The sequence below is a fragment of the Streptomyces sp. HSG2 genome, from assembly GCF_016598575.1.
Classification (GTDB): Bacteria; Actinomycetota; Actinomycetes; order Streptomycetales; family Streptomycetaceae; genus Streptomyces.
Genome location: NZ_CP066801.1, coordinates 306225 through 321458 on the forward strand (window position 1 = coordinate 306225; position 15234 = coordinate 321458).

12 protein-coding genes are annotated in these 15234 nt (G+C 71.2%); 7 read left to right on the forward strand and 5 right to left on the reverse strand.

What is annotated here, in order from left to right; translation table 11 throughout:
• Positions 1-206 precede the first annotated feature (206 nt).
• The 6 genes from JEK78_RS00900 to JEK78_RS00925 all read left to right on the forward strand — a co-directional run bounded on the left by JEK78_RS00900 (position 207) and on the right by JEK78_RS00925 (position 5402).
• A complete protein-coding gene (locus tag JEK78_RS00900) occupies positions 207-1379 on the forward strand; it encodes a sensor histidine kinase (RefSeq protein ID WP_200262171.1) in 1173 nt (390 codons plus the stop codon).
• Entirely contained in the window at positions 1376-1777 is a 402-nt protein-coding gene (locus tag JEK78_RS00905; RefSeq protein WP_200262172.1) for a roadblock/LC7 domain-containing protein, read from the forward strand. The genes JEK78_RS00900 and JEK78_RS00905 overlap by 4 nt, the downstream gene beginning before the upstream one ends.
• On the forward strand, positions 1774-2151 hold the full coding sequence (locus tag JEK78_RS00910) for a DUF742 domain-containing protein (RefSeq protein ID WP_200262173.1): 378 nt from the start codon (positions 1774-1776) through the stop codon (positions 2149-2151). Before JEK78_RS00905 ends, JEK78_RS00910 begins: the two co-directional genes overlap by 4 nt.
• Entirely contained in the window at positions 2126-2719 is a 594-nt protein-coding gene (locus JEK78_RS00915; RefSeq protein ID WP_200262174.1) for an ATP/GTP-binding protein, read from the forward strand. The genes JEK78_RS00910 and JEK78_RS00915 overlap by 26 nt, the downstream gene beginning before the upstream one ends.
• Before the next feature lie 15 nt (positions 2720-2734).
• Positions 2735-4084, forward strand: a complete 1350-nt coding sequence (locus tag JEK78_RS00920; RefSeq protein WP_200262175.1) for a cytochrome P450 — start codon at positions 2735-2737, stop codon at positions 4082-4084.
• Between the two features lie 232 nt (positions 4085-4316).
• Positions 4317-5402, forward strand: coding sequence for a tryptophan dimethylallyltransferase family protein (locus JEK78_RS00925; protein WP_242483220.1), 1086 nt, complete (start codon positions 4317-4319; stop codon positions 5400-5402).
• A 55-nt stretch (positions 5403-5457) separates the two neighbouring features.
• On the opposite strand, the gene JEK78_RS00930 is transcribed toward JEK78_RS00925, so the two are convergent.
• Together JEK78_RS00930 and JEK78_RS00935 are read right to left on the reverse strand one after the other, a co-directional pair.
• The gene (locus JEK78_RS00930) at positions 5458-6756 is read right to left on the reverse strand and encodes an NAD(P)-binding domain-containing protein (RefSeq protein WP_200262177.1); all 1299 of its coding nucleotides are present in this window, start codon (positions 6754-6756) and stop codon (positions 5458-5460) included.
• A 181-nt stretch (positions 6757-6937) separates the two neighbouring features.
• Entirely contained in the window at positions 6938-10312 is a 3375-nt protein-coding gene (locus tag JEK78_RS00935) for a pyruvate carboxylase (protein ID WP_200262178.1), read from the reverse strand.
• 205 nt (positions 10313-10517) lie between these two features.
• Here JEK78_RS00935 and JEK78_RS00940 point away from each other — a divergent pair, with 205 nt between their 5' ends.
• On the forward strand, positions 10518-11279 hold the full coding sequence (locus tag JEK78_RS00940) for a L,D-transpeptidase family protein (RefSeq protein ID WP_200262179.1): 762 nt from the start codon (positions 10518-10520) through the stop codon (positions 11277-11279).
• Positions 11280-11319: 40 nt separating this feature from the next.
• On the opposite strand, the gene JEK78_RS00945 is transcribed toward JEK78_RS00940, so the two are convergent.
• The 3 genes from JEK78_RS00945 to JEK78_RS00955 all read right to left on the reverse strand — a co-directional run bounded on the left by JEK78_RS00945 (position 11320) and on the right by JEK78_RS00955 (position 15198).
• Entirely contained in the window at positions 11320-12204 is an 885-nt protein-coding gene (locus JEK78_RS00945; RefSeq protein WP_200262180.1) for a universal stress protein, read from the reverse strand.
• 162 nt (positions 12205-12366) lie between these two features.
• Positions 12367-14586, reverse strand: coding sequence for a catalase/peroxidase HPI (katG, locus tag JEK78_RS00950; RefSeq protein WP_200262181.1), 2220 nt, complete (start codon positions 14584-14586; stop codon positions 12367-12369).
• A 276-nt stretch (positions 14587-14862) separates the two neighbouring features.
• The gene (locus JEK78_RS00955; protein WP_242483221.1) at positions 14863-15198 is read right to left on the reverse strand and encodes an STAS domain-containing protein; all 336 of its coding nucleotides are present in this window, start codon (positions 15196-15198) and stop codon (positions 14863-14865) included.
• Positions 15199-15234 lie beyond the last annotated feature (36 nt).

Here is a 15234-nt window from a genome sequence, read left to right on the forward strand (position 1 = left end):
GGGCTGACGAACACCGGTCTTGACGTTCATTCACCAGTTCGACCGGTGATACGATCAGCGCGTTTGCGGAGCGGGCGGACGACTGAACGACGACCTGTCCGACTTCAGGGGCAGCCCGGACGGCGATCCCGGTGCGGGCGGTCCGCGACCGCCCGCATTTGACGGGAAGACAGAAAGCCGGCCGTCAGTCGCCTGAAGAGAGTCTTATGACGGAATACATAGAGAACCCCCTGCCCTGGGTTCTCCTCTTCGCCCTCGTTGCCACCACCGCCCTCGTCGTCCGCCAGCGCCGGGCGGCGCGCACGTTGGAGCACGAAATCCACCGCCTCAGGGAGCACTACACAGAGCTTGAGAACGACTACGGAAAGTCCGTGCGTTCGGCACAGGAGCGGGCCGAGGAGGAGACCAAGACGGTTCTGAAGTCCGCCATGCGGACCCTCCAGGGCCTCGCCGCCGAACAACAGTTGGTGCTCTCACGACTTCAGAACAAATACGGTGATTCGGCGATGCTCCAGGATCTCCTGGACATCGACCACACCAACTCGCAGTTCGGGCGGCGCGCCCAGTCCATCGCCGTGTTGTGCGATGGTTGGCTGGGTGGAAGGCGTGACACCGCTTCGGTCTACGACGTGGTCCGCAGCGCGCAGGGCCGAATCCGCCATTTCCACCGAGTGGACATCCTGTCGCAGGTCGACTTCGGCATCACCAGCCGCGCGGTCGAACCGGTCGCGCTCACCCTGGCCGAACTCCTCGACAACGCCACCAGTTACTCCAGCCCGGACACGATCGTCGAGATCAACATCCGGACGGTGCCGAAGGGCATCTGCGTCGTGGTCGACGACGCCGGTGTGGGCATGAGCGAGGAGGAGCGGGTCCGAGCCCAGCGGTTGCTCTCCAGCGAGCGCGCCTCGGGCGTCGCGGGCCTCGGCAACCCTCCGCAATTCGGCTTCGCCGTCATCGGCATCCTCTGCGAGCGCTTCGGCTTCGAAGTGTCCGTGGACACCTCCTCCCCCTACGGGGGCGTGCGCGCGGTCGTGCTGCTGCCGCACGAACTGCTCACCGCGATGCCCGAGGCGAAGGCTCCCGCGCCCTCCGCCCCGGCAGCCGTCCCGCACGGGCCCGAGAGCGGTCCGGAGCCCGCCACGGTGACGACCACGACCGCCGACGGCCTGCCGCGACGGCGCCGCAAGCGGCCGATGGCCATCGTGCCCGGGACCGGTCCCGCCCCACGTTCCACCAGTCGCTCGGGATCGGAACAGGCGCAGGTCATGGCTGCTTTCCAACGCGGCACGCAGTCCGGCCGGACGGCCCCGGCACACGACGCGGATCAGACGAGCAGCACCCCCGGTGCAAGCAGCGAAGGACATGAGGTCTCGTGAACGACGATCTGTCATGGATGCTCGACAGCGCCTTGGAGATCCCCGGCGCCCTGCACGCGGTCCTGATCTCCGCGGACGGGCTGTTGATGGCCCGGACCAAGGACTTCGGCAAGGACGACGCCGACCGGGTGGCCGCCGCGATGAGCGGGGTCCAGTCCCTCAGTCGCACGCTCGGGTTCTTCTGCGAGGACCCGACACAACGGTGGCGCCAGACACTGGTCGAGTTCGACGGCGGCTGGGTCTTCCTCATCTCCGCCGGAGACGGCGCCTACCTCGGAGTGTCCGCCTCGCAGGAGGTCGACATGGCCGACATCACCTTCCGGATGCAGCAGTTGGTCGCGCAGCTCGGCAAGGAACTGACCACACCGCCCCGCGAGAACCTCGGCGCCCGCTCATGACCGGCCAGGACGCCTGGGACCCCGAGGCCACGGAATTAGTCCGCCCGTACGTCATCACCCGGGGACGCGACCTGCCCGACGAGGCACAACTGTCGTTGATCACGCTGGTGACGGCGGCTCCGGAGCCCTCACGGCGGCCGACCAGACTCTCCCCCGAGGAGCGCGAGCTGCTGGAGCTGTGCTCGGCCGGCTACCTCTCGGTCGCCGAGATCGCCGGGCACACCCGGCTGCCCCTGGGCGTGGTGCGGATCCTGCTCGCCTCTCTGACGGAGGGCGGCCATCTCGTCACCCGTCCGCCCGTGGCGCGTGCCCGCCTCGCCGACAAGGAAATCCTGGAGGAGGTACTCAATGGTCTCCGCGCCAAGTTTGGGTGAGCGGGCCTACGTCCGCGGCGGGGCGACGCAGACCGCTGTGAAGATCCTCGTCGTCGGACACTTCGCGGTGGGCAAGACGACGTTCATCGGCTCGATCTCGGAAATCGAACCGCTGTCCACCGAGGAGACGATGACGCGCGCCGCGGAGTCGGTCGACGACCTCAAGGGCGTCCGCGGCAAGACCACCACGACGGTGGCCATGGACTTCGGACGACTGACCATCAGCGACCGAGTGGTCCTCTACCTGTTCGGAACACCCGGCCAGCAACGCTTCGTCCAGATGTGGGAGGACATGGCTCGCGGAGCCCTCGGGGCCTTGGTCCTGGTGGACCCCGATCGGTTGGCGGACTCCTTCCCGGTGATCGATCTCATCGAGCACTACGGCCTGGACTACGCCATCGCGGTCAACCAGTTCGCCGACTCCCCGCCTCGGGACGAAGGCGCCCTGCGCGAAGCGCTGGACCTCCTCGAGGACACCCCCGTCGTCACCTGCGACGCGCGTGACGAGGCGTCCTCGGCCACCGCCCTCACCACGCTCGTCCGCTACCTGCTGGACCGCGCCCACTAGGAACTGAGAACAGACATGGACGCACACGACAACTCCCCCGCTCCACCTCCCGGATGTCCGGCCCACGGGCCGGGCGTCAGGGTGCCCCTGCACGGGCCGGAGTTCGCCGCCGACCCGCAGGCGTACTACGCGTACCTGCGCGAGTACGGTCCCGCGGCCCCGGTGGAACTCGCCCCCGGAGTGGAGGCGACCCTGGTCACGGACTACGCCTCGGCATTGCAGTTGCTGCAGGACTCCTCCTCCTTCCGCAAGGACGCCCGTCGCTGGCGGGCCTTCCAGGAGGGCAAGATCGGCGCCGACAGCGCCGTGGCACCGCTGCTGGCGTACCGGCAGAACTGCATGTTCTCGGACGGGGCCGAGCATCTGCGCCTCCGGCAGGCGGTGACCGACAGCATGGCGCGGGTGGACGCCCGCCGGCTGAGCCGGAGCACGGAGCAGATCTCCGGCTACCTGATCTCGCAGTTCCGCGCCAGGGGGTCGGCTGACCTGCTGGGCGACTACGCCAAGCAGCTCCCGCTGTTCGTCTTCAACGAACTCTTCGGCTGCCCGGCGGGCATCGGGGACCGTGTGCTGTTCGGCATCTCCGGCATGTTCGACGGAGTCAACGCCGACAAGGCGACGGAGGTCCTCTTCGATGCCGTCCGGGAGTTGGTGGCGCTCAAGCGCCGGCAACCCGGAGAGGACGTCACGTCGTGGATGATGCAGCATCAGGCCAAACTCAGCGACGAGGAGATGGCCCATCAGCTGGCGCTTCTCCTCGGCGCGGGGGCGGAGCCGCTGCGCAACCTCATCGGCAACACCCTGCACCGACTGCTGACCCACGACCGGTACGCGCGCGAGGGCGGCCTGATCGACGAGGCACTGGACGACACCCTCTGGGAGAACCCGCCGATATCCAACTACGCACCCCACTACCCGGCGAGCGACATGGAGTTCGCCGGACAACGGCTCCAGGCCGGCGACCTGTTGCTGGTCAGCTTCGCGGCGGCCAACACCGGTCCGGTGCTGAGTGCCTCACGCGAGGCCGGGAGCAACCGCGCTCACCTCGCCTGGAGCGCCGGCCCGCACGCCTGCCCCTCCAAGGAACCCGCACGGCACATCTGTGTCACCGCGATCGAGAACCTGCTCAACGAGCTGCCCGATATCGAACTCGCGGTTCCCGAAGACAGCCTGACGTGGCGTCCGGGGCCCTTCAACCGGGCCCTGTCCATGCTGCCGGCCAGGTTCACACCGTTGCAGCCCTCGCGCGGGCAGCGACAGGAACAGGACACCGCCGGGGCACAGCGGAGCCGGAGCGCGGAGACGCCGACGGCTGCGGGCCGCGGGGGGATGTGGAGCTCGTTCCTCAACTGGCTGACCCGCTGAGATCCACGACACCCTCCCGACTGGACCGCCTCCACACGGCGGTGGGCCGCGGAGGGTGATCGGCACAGCGGATTTCGAGTTGCTACCCGACACGAGGAGGTGTCGTGGACCACATATCCACGAACGCTGCCATCCGGGCGCGGAGTTCATCGGCGTCCGATCCTTCACGCCGTCGTCCCTCGCCCGGCGCCGCCCGATGAACGGGGCGGCCCGCCGAGCGGGGGCCGAAGCCGTGACTCTCGGCGATCACACCGGTGGTCAGTTGCGACGGTTGTGCGAGGTGGCCGGGCTCTCCGCCGACGACGCCGGGAGCTACGCCCGGCTCCTTGTCGACGTCCTGGGTCCCGTCGCGGATCGGCCGCTGACCATGCCGCCGCCGAACCGGACGTTCCTCTCCGACGACCACACGCCGGTCGAGTTCTCCCTGTCGTTCCGGCCTGACGCCGATCCGACCGTGCGCGTCCTGGTCGAACCCGGATGCGGTGCGGACCACCTGCTCGAAGCGGGTCGGGTCGGTCTCGCCCAGGTACAGGCGATGGCGAGACGCTGGGGATTCTCGACGGCGCCACTGGACGAGGTCGGCGACCTCTTCCTGCCGGACACGCCACAGGGTGCGTTGGCCCTCTGGTGCGCACTGGAGTTGCCACCCGGCGGTGTGCCGCGGGTCAAGGTCTACCTCGACCCGGCCGCCTCGGGGGCTGAGCACTCCGGCGCCACTCTGCGCGAGGCGCTCCGCAGGCTCGGACACCTGCGGGCGTTCGAGAGCCTCCCCGAGGCGGACGGCTACCCGTTCTTCGCCCTCGACTTGGGAGAGTGGAGCGAACCGCGGGCGAAGGTCTACCTGCGTCACGAGGGCCTGACGGCAGGTCGCTTGGGCCCGTTGGTGCGGTGTGCCGGGGGGGGTGAGGAGCGGGCGATGGTGGAGTTCTTCCGCGCGGCCTCGGGTATCGAGGAGCCCGACGCCGGTCTCACCGGACGGCCCGGCCTGTCCTGCCACGCCTTCACCGACGCGGGCTCGGCGGGGCCGAGCGGATTCACGCTCCACGTCCCGGTGCGGGACTACGCCCCGCACGACTCCGAGGCGCTGGCGCGGGCGGAAGGCGTCCTTCGCGACCAGGGGATCGACGGCGACCCGCTCGCCCGGGCCCTGGGTGCCCTGACCCCTCGGCGGCCGGAGGACGGGGTGGGGCTGATCGCCTATCTCGCGCTGGCCCACCAGCGGGGCCGGACACCTCGGGTGACCGCCTACGTGTCCTCGGAGGCGTACGCGGTGACGCCCCCGACCGAGAGAGCATCGCTCGCCGCAGCTGCGGGCTGAACGAGAGGGCCACACCCGAGGGGCTCCCGGCGAACGCGCCGGGAGCCCCTCGGCGTCAGACGACCGGCACCTCGTCCAACTCGGCCAGGTAGGGGCGCACGTCGACCTGGATGGAGGAGTTCGGCGACCGACCGTACCGCTCGGTCACGCCCGCCAGGTAGGCCGCGATCTCCTCCCGCATCTCCGCTTCCTCGGGCAGTTCGGCCTCGCCCGACACGACACCGGCCAGCCAACGCGCCTGGGCCTCGACCAGACGGGTGATGGCACCGACCGGCCTGACCAGGCCGGCGAAGAAGAGCCCGGGGTGCCCGGGGGAAACGACTCGCCGGTACAGCTCCACCCGGCCGTCCTCGCCCAGGGGACGGGCGTCGGGCAGGAAGGGGAAGGAAAGACGGAAGCCGGTGCAGTAGACGACCGCGTCGGCCTCGACGGCGCTCCCGTCGGTGAACACCACGCGGTCGCCGTCGAAGGAGGCGATGCCGGGGCGGGGGGTGACAGCGCCGTGCCTGACGCGACTGAGAATCTCGTCCGAGATGGTCACGGCGGAGGAGAAGATCGGGTGATCCGGCTCCGGCAGGCCGTAGTCCGCGAGCCGGCCGCGCGCGACGAGCAGCGCCTGTTCGACGAACTCGCGCTGCTCCGCGATGGACATCGTCGCCCACCAAGGCGCGTCGGCGATCTCGTCGAGGGACATCCCGAACAGTTGCTTGGGGACGATGTGCAGGCCCCGGCGGACCGAGAGGACCGTGCGCTCCGCATGCCTGGAGAGGTCGGCGGCGATGTCGACGGCCGAAGCGCCGAGCCCGACCACGACCACGCGCCGGCCGGCGAACTCCGCCCCGTCGTGGTAGTCGAGCGAGTGCAGGATCCTCCCGGTGAAGCCGTCGGCCCCCGGGGGCAACGGGTCGGGAAGCGCGGGCTCGGAGTGGTGGCCCGCCGCCACGATCACGAACTCGAACCGGCGCGACCGTTCGTCGCCGTCGGGGCCGCGGCTGACGACCGTCCACACGCCATCGGGCTCCCGCCGTACCGAGACGACCTCGGTACCCAATTCGACTCGGTCGGCTACCCCCGCCCATCGGGCGAAGGAGCCCAGGTACGCGGCGAACTGATCGTGTCTCGGGTAGAGCGGGTAGTCCTCCGGCATCGGGTAGCCGCTGTAACCGGTCAGCTGGCGGGCGGTGTTCAGGTGGAGCGTGCGGTAGCCCGGCCCTCTCTCGCCGGCCGCGGGTTGTCGCCAGATGCCTCCCACATCGGGGGCCTTCTCCAGACACAGGTAGTCGATTCCGCGCTCTCCGAGCGCACGGCCCACGGCCAGCCCCGACAACCCCGCACCGATCACACACACACGCACAGCTTCTCCCGGGCACACACGCGATCATCCCCCGTCAGGCAGGTCCCTGCCCATCGGCACACCCTCGCACACCAGTTCCGGCATCGTACCGATGTCTCACACCTCACCGGCGCGCCGCCCGGGCGAAGAGCCGCGGCCCCGCCTGCCTCCGTCGTCGGAGCCGGGTCCGCGGCAGGCGGTGTCAGCCGATCTCGACCAAGAGGTCGCCCCCCTCCACCTGTTGCACCCGATGAACGGCCACGCGCCGCACGGTGCCGGAGACCGGAGCGGTGATGGCCGCCTCCATCTTCATCGCCTCGATCGTGGCCACCGGGACCCCCGCCTCGACCGTGTCCCCCTCGGTCGCCGTCACCGTCACCACACCGGCGAAGGGCGCCGCCACATGACCGGGGTCGGCCCGGTCCGCCTTCTCGGCGACCGGCACGTCCGAGGCAACGGAGCGGTCCCGAACCTGGATCGGCCGCAACTGGCCGTTCAACGAGGCCATCACCGTCCGAACCCCCCTCTCGTCGGCCTCTCCGACGGCCTGAAGCTCGATCAGCAGCCTTACGCCCGCCTCCAGGTCGACGGCGTACTCGACGCCCGGCCGCAGCCCGTAGAAGAAGTCCTTGCTGTCCAACACGCTGGTGTCTCCGAAAGCCTGCCGGTGGCCCTCGAACTCGCGGGTGGGGCCCGGGAAGAGCAGTCGGTTCAGGGTGAGTCTCCGCTCCTTGGCGAGCCCCGCGCGCTCCTCCGCCGTCAGATCGGGCACGGGGGCGGGCTCCGCCCGACCACGCAGCGCCCGGTCCCGCAGTGGCTCGGGCCAGCCACCCGGCGGCGTGCCCAACTCGCCCCGCAGGAAGCCGATGACCGAGTCGGGGATGTCGTACCGTTCCGGCGCGGCCTCGAAGTCCTCCGGGGAGACACCCGCGCCCACAAGGTGGAGGGCGAGATCACCGACCACCTTGGAGGACGGCGTGACCTTCACCGGACGACCGAGCATCCTGTCCGCCGCCGCGTACATGGCCTCGATGTCCTCGAAACGGTCGCCGAGGCCGAGGGCCACCGCCTGGGTTCGCAGGTTGGACAGCTGACCCCCCGGGATCTCGTGGTGGTAGACCCGGCCCGTCGGCGAGGCCAGGCCCGCCTCGAACGGCGCGTACACCTTGCGCACGGCCTCCCAGTACGGTTCCAGATCGCCGACCGCCTTCAACGACAGACCGGTGGAACGCTCGGAGTGGTCGGTGGCGGCGACGATCGCCGAGAGGGACGGCTGCGAGGTGGTTCCCGCCATGGAGGCCACCGCGCCGTCCACCGCGTCGACGCCCGCCCGGGCCGCCGCCAGGTAGGTGGCGAGTTGCCCGCCCGCGGTGTCGTGGGTGTGCAGGTGCACCGGAAGGTCGAACTCGCGGCGCAACGCGGAGATCAGGGTCTCCGCGGCGGGGGCGCGGAGCAGTCCCGCCATGTCCTTGACCGCGAGGACGTGAGCGCCCGCCTCGACGATTCGCTCCGCCAGACGAAGGTAGTAGTCCAGGGTGTAGAGCCGCTCGGAAGGGTCGGACAGGTCGGAGGTGTAGCAGAGGGCCACCTCCGCGACGGCCGACCCGGTCTCCCGGACCGCGTCGATGGCCGGGCGCATCCGGTCGACGTCGTTCAGGGCGTCGAAGACACGGAAGACGTCGATTCCGGTGGCCGCGGCCTCCTGGACGAAGGCGTCGGTGACCTCCGTCGGGTAGGGGGTGTACCCCACCGTGTTCCGGCCGCGCAGCAACATCTGGAGACAGATGTTGGGCACGGCCTCACGCAGCGCGGCGAGGCGCTCCCAGGGGTCCTCGGCGAGGAAGCGCAACGCGACGTCGTAGGTGGCGCCGCCCCAGCATTCGAGCGAGAGCAGCCCGGGCAGCGTGTGGGCGACGACCGGGGCCACGGCGAGCATGTCCTTGGTGCGCACCCGGGTCGCGAGGAGAGACTGGTGCGCGTCGCGAAAGGTGGTGTCGGTGACGGCGAGGTCCGGCGACTCGCGCAGCCACCGGGCGAATCCCTCGGGTCCGAGTTCGGCGAGCCGCCGGCGCGATCCCACCGGCGGCTCGCCGTCCGGCACGGTGGGCATCTTCTCGGTCGGGTCGACCGACCGAGGGCGTTCCCCGTGGGGTCGGTTGACCGTGACGTCCGCGAGATAGGTGAGCAGCTTCGTTCCGCGGTCGGCCGAATGACGGGCCGTCAACAGCTCGGGGCGTTGCTCGATGAACGCCGTGGTGACCCGTCCGGCCCGGAAGTCCGGATCGTCGAGGACCGCTTGAAGGAAGGGGATGTTGGTCGCCACCCCGCGGATGCGGAACTCCGCCACCGCCCGTCGGGCGCGCCCCACTGCGGTGTCGAAGTCCCTTCCCCGACAAGTCAGTTTGACGAGCATCGAGTCGAAGTGCGCCCCGATCTCGGATCCGGCGTGTGTGGTCCCCCCGTCCAGCCGGATGCCGGAACCGCCGGGCGAGCGGTAGGCGCTGATCAGCCCGGTGTCCGGGCGGAAGCCGTTGGCGGGGTCCTCGGTGGTGATGCGGCACTGCAGCGCCGCGCCTCGCAGGGTGATGCGGTCCTGGGCCAGACCGAGATCGGCGAGGGTCTCCCCGGCGGCGACGCGCAGTTGCGCCTGGACCAGATCGACGTCGGTGACCTCCTCCGTCACCGTGTGTTCGACCTGGATGCGGGGGTTCATCTCGATGAAGACGTGGTTTCCCTCGCGATCGACGAGGAACTCCACGGTGCCGGCGTTGCGGTAGCCGATGTGGCGGGCGAACCTCACCGCGTCGGCGCAGATGCGGTCCCGCAGCGCCGGGTCGAGTCCGGGCGCGGGCGCCAGTTCGATGACCTTCTGGTGCCTGCGCTGCACCGAGCAGTCCCGCTCGAAGAGGTGGATTACCTCCCCCTCTCCGTCCGCGAGGATCTGCACCTCGATGTGCCGGGGCTCGACGACGGCCTTCTCCAGGAACACGGTGGCGTCCCCGAAGGCCGAGGCGGCCTCCCGGGAGGCCGCCTCCACGGCCTCCCGCAGTCGGGCGGGCTCCTCCACCCGGCGCATGCCGCGCCCGCCGCCGCCGGCGACGGCCTTCACGAACACGGGGTAGCCGATCTCTTCGGCGGCCCGCGCGAGTTCGTCGGGGTCGGTGGAGGGCGCCGAGGATCCGAGGACCGGGACACCGGCGTCCCGTGCCGCCGCGACGGCTCGGGCCTTGTTCCCGGTCAGCTCCAAGGTGTCGGCGTCGGGGCCCACGAAGGTGAGACCCGCCTCGGCGCAGGCGCGCGCCAGGTCGGGGTTCTCGGACAGGAAGCCGTACCCCGGGTACACCGCGTCCGCTCCGGCCCGCAGGGCCGCCCCGACGATCTCCTCGACGGAGAGGTAGGCCCGCACGGGGTGCCCAGGGCTACCGATCTCGTACGCCTCGTCGGCCTTCATCCGATGCAGTGAGTTGCGGTCCTCGTGGGGAAAGACCGCGACGGTTCGGGCGCCCAGCTCGTACCCGGCCCGGAACGCGCGAATCGCGATCTCCCCGCGATTGGCTACCAACACCTTGCGGAACATCGGTTGATCCCTTCGGCCTGCGGCTGACGGAAGCACCATCGTGTCGGTGCCGCCGCGACTCCGCCATGTGAGTCGGGCCACTCTTCGCGTACCGGTACGCGACCGCGTCGCCTCTGCCGTCCGGGGGACACGGGCGGCGCTTCCGAGAGTCGCGGAGTCCGGCACGGAAGCCATGGGGTATCGGCGGGACGAGACGGAGGTACCGATGGCCGTCGGCAAATCGCTTGGCCCGATGCTCGGCGCACTCCTGTGCGTCGGGGTGTCGGCGGTGGGATGCGCCCCGGCTCCCGGTGCCGGCACGGACTCGACCACGACGGGGAGGGTCCTCGGGGCTCCCGGCCCCCCGGGCCCCGGGACGCGCGCGCCGTCCGGCACCGGGGCACTGCCCGGGGTGGGGCCGTTCACCCGTTCCCGACTGCCCGCGGACACCCGACAGGTGTTCGTGGTGGCGGGGGCGACGGTCGACTCCTCGCGCTCGCACGGCGTGCTCTACGAACGCGACGACCGGTCGCGCTGGCGCGCGCGAGGCGGTCCGTGGCCCGTCCACAACGGTCTGCGCGGGTGGACTCACCGACACCATGCGGGTGACCTGCGCAGCCCGATCGGCGTCTTCGGGCTGCGCGACGCCGGCGGCAGACTGCCGAATCCCGGTGGACGCCTCCCCTACGACCAGGACCCCGCCTTCACCATCTCCGGCACCGGGCATCTCGGCGAACCCCTCGCCGGCTCCTTCGACCACGTGGTGGCCATCGACTACAACCGTGTGCCGGGACGCTCGCCGCTGGACGGGGCGCGCCCGATGGGCACGGACCGGGGCGGGGGAATCTGGATCCACGTCGATCACGAAGGCCCCACCAGTGGCTGCCTGTCGTTGCGTCCGCGGGACATGCGGGAGCTGTTGCGGGCGCTGGACCCGGTCGCGCGCCCGGTCGTCCTGATGGGACCCGGCACGGAGCTCGCCCGGTAGCGGGGCGCGACATGGCGGTCCGGGCACGCGCCCGGCGCGGTCACCCGCCCGTCGGGCGGACGATCGCCACCGGGCAGTGCGCGTGGCGCAACAGGGCCTGGCCGACCGACCCGAGCACGAGCCCGGCGAGCCCGCCGCGACCTCGCGTCCCCACCACGACGAGACCCGCCGCCGCGCTCTCCTCGACGAGCGTCGTCCGGACCCGCCCGCGCAGCAGCCGGCTGCGGGGTGCCACGTCCGGATGGCGCCTGGCGGGCGCCGCGAGCGCACGCTCCAGGACCCGCTCCTCCTCGTCGCGGAGTCGAGCCTCGTCGTAGGTCACGAACGGGGGGTCCGCCGGCCCGTCGTAGACGCGCGAGGTGCGGGTGTTCCACACATGCGCGGCGACCAGGTCGGCGCCGCGCAGGGAGGCCTCGTCGAAGGCGAACTCGACGGCGGCTCGTCCCTCCGGGGAGCCGTCCACGGCCAGGAGCACCGTCCCGTCCGGTTCTCCCTCCTCTCCCTCGTCGCGCACCACGAGGAGCGGGCCGCTTCCGCGGGTGGCCAGTCGGAGGGTCGTCGAGCCGAGCAGCAGACCCGCGACGGCGTTGCGACCGCGGGTGCCGGTGACGGTGAGGGCCGCCTCTCGGGACTCGCTCTCCAGCACGGCCCGGGCCTCTCCGGCCACGGTCTCGCCTACGGTCGCCACGCCGGGCGCGGCGACCCGGGCACGCCGTTCGGCCGCCGCGAGGCTCGCGTCGGGCGCCCGGCGCGGCGCGTCGGAGGGCGGGCGCCGGAGTCGGGGACGGGCGGCCGAGCCAGGCTCACCGACCGCGTGGACGAGCCGCAGGGCCGTGCCACGCAGCCGGGCCTCGCGCGCGCCCACCTCCGTGGCGGCCAGGCTGGAGAGCGAGCCGTCCACGCCGACGACCACCGGCTCCGTCACGACGACACCTCCGGATCGCGCGGGGCCGAGCGACGATCCCGGTGGGCGGCGCGCCCCGCCGCCCCTCCAGGGTCCCTCTTCCGGGCCAGGGTCGCACGGCCGCCACCCTCCCGCCGGTGGACAGACCCCGTCGGGACCGGGCCGAGCGACGTGGTCGACCGGTCAGGAGATGTCGAACCGGTCCAGGTCCATGACCTTCGCCCAAGCCGCGACGAAGTCCCTTACGAACTTCTCCCTCGCGTCGTCGCCCGCGTAGACCTCCGCGATCGCCCGCAGCTCCGAGTTGGAGCCGAAGACGAGGTCGGCGCGGGTGGCGGTCCAGCGGACCTCTCCTGTGGCGTCGTCCCTGCCCTCGAACGTCGTCCGGTCCTCGGAGGTCGCCTTCCAGGTCGTGCCGAGGTCCAGGAGGTTGACGAAGAAGTCGTTGGTGAGCCTGCCCGGGGTGGTCGTGAGCACGCCGTGGCGCGACCCGCGGTGGTTGACCCCCAGCACTCGCAGCCCTCCGACGAGCACGGTCGTCTCCGGGGCGCTGAGCGTGAGGAGATTGGCCCGGTCCAGGAGGAGGTACTCGGCGGGGAGGCGGTTGCCCTTGCCGAGGTAGTTGCGGAAACCGTCGGACGTCGGCTCCAACGCGGCGAAGGACTCCACGTCGGTCTGGTCCTGCGCGGCGTCGACCCGCCCCGGGGTGAAGGGCACCTCCACCTCGACGCCCCCGTCGCGGGCGGCCTTCTCCACGGCCGCGCAGCCGGCCAGCACCAAGAGGTCTGCCAGCGAGATCCTGCCGGGGCCCGTGTCCGCCTCGTCCCGGAGGTTCTCCAGCGTCCGCAGCACGTTCGCCAGTTCCTCCGGGTCGTTCGCCTCCCAGCCGCGCTGCGGCTCCAGACGGATCCGGGCGCCGTTGGCGCCGCCACGCTTGTCGCTCCCCCGGAAGGTCGACGCCGACGCCCAGGCCACGCCGACCAGCTGCGCCACGGTGAGACCGGAGTCGAGGATCCTCGTCTTCAGCGCGGCGATCGTGGCGGCGTCCATCGGCCGGCCCTCGGGCTCGGGCAGCGGGTCCTGCCAGAGGAGGGTCTCCTCGGGAACCTCGGGTCCGAGGTACAGGGACTTCGGACCCATGTCCCGATGCGTCAGCTTGTACCAGGCGCGAGCGAAGGCGTCCGCGAACGCCTCGGGATCGGCGTGGAAGCGGCGGGCGATCGGTTCGTAGATCGGGTCGTAGCGCAGCGAGAGATCAGTGGTGAGCATGGTCGGACGGTGCTTTCGGGCGGGATCGAAGGCGTCCGGGACGATCTCCGGGGCGTCCTTGGCGATCCACTGGTGGGCGCCGGCGGGACTCCGCGTGAGTTCGTACTCGTACTCGAAGAGGTTCTTGAAGAAGCCGTCGCTCCAGCGAGTGGGCGTGGCGCTCCAAGTGACTTCCAGACCGCTGGTGATGGCGTCCTTGCCGGCCCCCGTCCCGTGGGTGCTGCGCCACCCGAGCCCCATCTGCTCCATCGGGGCGGCCTCCGGGTCGGGTCCCACGGCGTCGGCCGGCCCCGCCCCGTGGGTCTTGCCGAACGTGTGGCCGCCGGCGATGAGGGCCACCGTCTCCTCGTCGTCCATGGCCATGCGGCGGAACGTCTCCCGGATGTCGCGGGCAGCGGCCACCGGGTCCGGGTCGCCGTTGGGTCCTTCCGGGTTGACGTAGATCAGGCCCATCTGGACCGCGCCGAGCGGGTTCTCCAGCTCCCGGTCGCCGCTGTAGCGTCGGTCGTCCAGCCAGGCGGTCTCCGGGCCCCAGTAGACGTCCTCTTCGGGCTCCCAGACGTCCTCGCGGCCACCTCCGAAGCCGAACGTGCGAAAGCCCATCCCCTCCAGGGCCACGTTGCCCGTGAGGATCATCAGGTCGGCCCAGGAGATGCTCCTGCCGTACTTCTTCTTGACCGGCCACAGCAGCCGCCGGGCCTTGTCCAGACTCGCGTTGTCCGGCCAGCTGTTGAGCGGTGCGAAACGCTGCTGCCCGGACCCCGCTCCGCCGCGACCGTCGCTGACGCGGTAGGTGCCGGCGCTGTGCCAGGCCATCCGGATCATCAGGGGACCATAGGTGCCGAAGTCGGCGGGCCACCAGTCCTGCGAGGTCGTCAGCACCTCTGCGATGTCCCGCTTGACGGCCGCGAGGTCGAGTGCCAGGAACGCCTCGGCGTAGTCGAAGTCCGCGCCCAACGGGTTGGCGACGGCCGGGTTCTTGGCGAGGATCTTCAGATTGAGCCGATCCGGCCACCATTGGTGGTTGCCACCGCCCTGTGTGGGGTGGGGGGCGCGGCCGGGCGCGACCGGGCATGGCCCGTTCGCACCGTCGTCCTTGGCATCGGTGACGATGGCGTCGTGGTTCTCTGACATGGTGTTCCGTTCCTTCCGGGGTGGTACCGGGACGCCACGCTGGGCGACACCGGCTGGTCGCTCCGCTCAGGTGCCGCGATCGGTGGAACAGACGGGGCGGGGGGAAGGGCCGGCGCGGCGGATCCGTGACCCCGCTTCCCCGGGATCGTCCTCGGCCCGGTCGGATGGCCTCACTGCCCTCATGACAGCGAACCTAGTGTGTGGAACCGGTCGACTCAAGGAAACCGGCGCCCCACCGGGATGTCCCCGCGGCGCGGCCACCGATCGCGCCGGCCGTCAGGCCTCGAAGACGGCGACCCGGTCGAGACCGGCCTGGCGCAGTGTCCGGTGGACGCCGCGGTCGGCGCCCCTCACGACCAGGGCGACGGGGCGAGGGGTCGTGGTGACGGCGCGCAGTACGGCGTAGGCGCAGGCGAGGTCGAGGCGGTCGACGCGGGCGGTGTCCAGGACCCATGAGGGGGAGCAGGCCAGTCGCGGGTCGAGCAGGAGTTCCTCCAGCTCGCGCAGGACGGAGGGACCACTCAGGTCGCCCGCCAGCATGAGGACGGCGCGCTCCCCGCCCGCCTCGGCGATCCAGGCCGTGCCGGCACCCGCGGGCATGTCCTGAGTCATCGTGGTCTCCTCGGTGCGCGCCGGGCGACGCGATAC

Excerpts from the sequence above, each read along its gene's own strand:
- JEK78_RS00900 (WP_200262171.1), top strand. The coding sequence starts at position 207 with ATGACGGAATACATAGAGAACCCCCTGCCCTGGGTTCTCCTCTTCGCC.
- JEK78_RS00910 (WP_200262173.1), top strand. The coding sequence starts at position 1,774 with ATGACCGGCCAGGACGCCTGGGACCCCGAGGCCACGGAATTAGTCCGC.
- JEK78_RS00915 (WP_200262174.1), top strand. The coding sequence starts at position 2,126 with ATGGTCTCCGCGCCAAGTTTGGGTGAGCGGGCCTACGTCCGCGGCGGG.
- JEK78_RS00920 (WP_200262175.1), top strand. The coding sequence starts at position 2,735 with ATGGACGCACACGACAACTCCCCCGCTCCACCTCCCGGATGTCCGGCC.
- JEK78_RS00935 (WP_200262178.1), bottom strand. The coding sequence starts at position 10,312 with ATGTTCCGCAAGGTGTTGGTAGCCAATCGCGGGGAGATCGCGATTCGC.
- JEK78_RS00940 (WP_200262179.1), top strand. The coding sequence starts at position 10,518 with ATGGCCGTCGGCAAATCGCTTGGCCCGATGCTCGGCGCACTCCTGTGC.
- katG (WP_200262181.1), bottom strand. The coding sequence starts at position 14,586 with ATGTCAGAGAACCACGACGCCATCGTCACCGATGCCAAGGACGACGGT.
- JEK78_RS00955 (WP_242483221.1), bottom strand. The coding sequence starts at position 15,198 with ATGACTCAGGACATGCCCGCGGGTGCCGGCACGGCCTGGATCGCCGAG.